The sequence below is a fragment of the Streptomyces sp. NPDC021212 genome, from assembly GCF_044332925.1.
Lineage (GTDB): Bacteria > Actinomycetota > Actinomycetes > Streptomycetales > Streptomycetaceae > Streptomyces.
The window spans coordinates 1-2,809 of the sequence record NZ_JBIRPZ010000042.1; the positions used below are offsets into that span (position 1 = coordinate 1).

Annotated in this window: 1 protein-coding gene; it reads right to left on the reverse strand. The window is 69.4% G+C overall.

The genetic code is table 11. The features are described from left to right. Window positions 1-2,795: type I polyketide synthase (locus ACH4SI_RS42060; protein ID WP_398306379.1), on the reverse strand; the 2,795-nt coding region annotated here is incomplete at its 3' end. Window positions 2,796-2,809: the final 14 nt, after the last annotated feature.

The window sequence follows — 2,809 nt, forward strand, 5'->3', positions numbered from 1 at the left end:
TGCCCGAGCACCATGGCCACCTGACTGCGCACCAGGTCCAGCAGCACCTCCCCCTGCTCGACCTCACCCAGCCCGCTGAGCCGCTGCGCCAGCCCGGTAGCAGCGGCACGGCGGAAGGGCGTACGGATCAGACCGCGCAGCAGAGGCGACACCTCACCACGAGCCCGCAGCGCCGGCAGATCCAGCCGCACCGGCAACACCACCGGCTCCCCCGCACCCACCGCAGCATCGAACAGCGCCACACCCTGCTCAACGGACAACGGCGGGAATCCCGAGCGGTGCATCCGCTCCCGATCGGCGGCGCTCAGCTCACCGACCATGCCGTCGGCCTGCTCCCAGGGCCCCCAGGCCAGCGACACGCCCGGCAGCCCCCGGTCCCGCCGGTACCGCACCAACGCGTCCAGGAACGCATTACCCGCCGCGTAACTCCCCTGACCCGCACTGCCGAACGTGCCCGCCGCGGAGGAGAACACCACGAACGCAGACAAATCCATGTCCTGCGTCAACTCGTGCAGATGCCACGCCGCATCCACCTTCGGACGCAACACCGCATCGACACGCCCCGGAGTCAGCGCACCGATGACGCCGTCGTCCAGCACCCCGGCGCTGTGCACCACCGCGGACACCTCATGCCCCGCCAGCACCTCGGCCAGCGCATCACGATCGGCCACATCACAGGCCACCACCTCGGCGCGGGCACCCAATCCGGCGAGTTCGGCGACCAGGTCCCCAGCACCCGGCGAAGCCATCCCCCGCCGGGACAGCAGGAGCAGGTCCCGTACGCCGTGCTCGGCCACCAGGTGCCGCGCCACCACCGCACCCAGACCACCCGTACCACCCGTGACCAACACGCTGCCCGGTCCATCCCACACCCGCACCACAGCATCGGACACACCCACCCGTGCCAACCGTGGCACCACCAACCGCCCCTCCCGAACCGCCAACTCCGGCTCGAACTGGGCCAACGCACGCGACAACACCGCCCCCGACACGGCACCGTCGCCAAGGTCCAGCAACGTGATCCGATCCGGATGCTCCGACTGCGCCGACCGCACCAAACCCCACGCCGACGCCACCGCCAGGTCGTCGGCGTTCCGCGCGGTGACGGCACCCTGGGTCACCACCACCAACCGGGACCGGGCGAAACGCTCCTCCACCAGCCAGTCCTGCACCAGCTCCAGGGCGGAAGCAGCACTCGCGTGGACAGTGTCCACCACTTCGTTCTGGGACCGCGCACCGGGCAGCGCAACCAACACAACGTCCGGCACCGACCCATCCGCTGCGGACAGAGCCGCCAGATCCGCATACACCCGGACCTCGGTACCCGCGTCCCGAAGCGCGGCGGCAAAGGCCTCTCCCGCGCCAACCACCGCAACCGCAGCGGCTCCGGTCTCAACTGACCCGGACGGCAGGGGAGCCCAGTCGATACGGAACAGCGAGTCACTACCCGCCCCGGAAGCCGCGTCGCCCAGCTGTCCTGGGGCTATCGGGCGAGTAGCGAGAGAATCGATGGAAGCGACAAGTTCGCCATCGGTGTCCGCGATCGCGACCGAGACCGCCCCCTGGCCGGTGCGAGACAGCCGCGCCCGCACAGTCGCGGCACCGGAAGCGTAGAGCGACACGCCGTCCCAGGAGAACGGCAGCGACGCACTCTCCAGGTCCGGATTGTCGTTGCCGGATCCCGCCGACCCCACCGCCTGGAATACCGCGTCCAGCAGAGCTGGATGGAGGCCGAACTCGCCGGCTTCAACCTCCTCCGGCAGTCCAACTTCGGCAAACACCACATCACCGCGCCGCCACACCGCCCGGAGACCTCGGAACACCGGCCCGTAGTCGAAACCCATCTCCGCAAGCCGCTCGTAGCGGTCGCTGACATCGACCGGTTCGGCGCCGTACGGCGGCCATACAGCCGCGTCGAATCCGACGTCCACCCGGCCTATTCCACTGGCGGCCAGCACACCCGACGCGTGCTGGGTCCAGGGCGCGTCCACCACATGCTCGGGCCGCCCGTGAACGGTGAGAGCGCGTTGCCCATCATCATCTGCGGCCCCCACCCGCACCTGGATCTGCGTAGCCCCGCGCTCCGGCAGAACCAATGGCGCGGACAGGGTCAGCTCCTCGACGCGGTCACACCCGACCTCGTCACCGGCCCGTATCGCCAGCTCCACGAAAGCCGTACCGGGCACCAGAACGCGACCCATCACCACGTGATCAGCCAGCCACGGATGCGAGCCCGCCGACAGGCGACCGGAGAACACCACACCGTCCGAGTCGGCCAACGACACCGCCGCACCCAGCAACGGATGCTCAGCCGAGACCAGGCCGGCGGCCCGCACATCGCCCGGAGCAGCCACAGCCGCAGGCCAATACCGCTGCCGCTGGAAAGCATAGGTAGGCAGCTCGACCCGGCGCGCACCGGTACCCGTGAAGAACGCCCGCCAGTCCACGTCCACGCCGGTCACGTGCAGACGAGTCAGACCGGTCGCCAAAGCCAGTTCTTCGCCACGATCCTTACGAAGAGCAGGAACGACCTCGGCTACGTCCGGTGCCGACTCCCGGACCAGGGCCGAGAGCACACCGTCCGGGCCCAGCTCCAGGAACGTCCCCACCCCGGCCTCCGACAACGCCCGAACGCCATCGGCGAACCGTACGGTCTCCCGCACATGCCGCACCCAGTACTCCGGCGAACACAACTCCCCCGCCGTGGCGAGGGCACCGGTCAGATTCGACACCACCGGAATCACCGGCTCACCGAACTCCAGACCCTCCGCAACGGCACGGAAATCATCCAGCATCGAAGACATGAGCG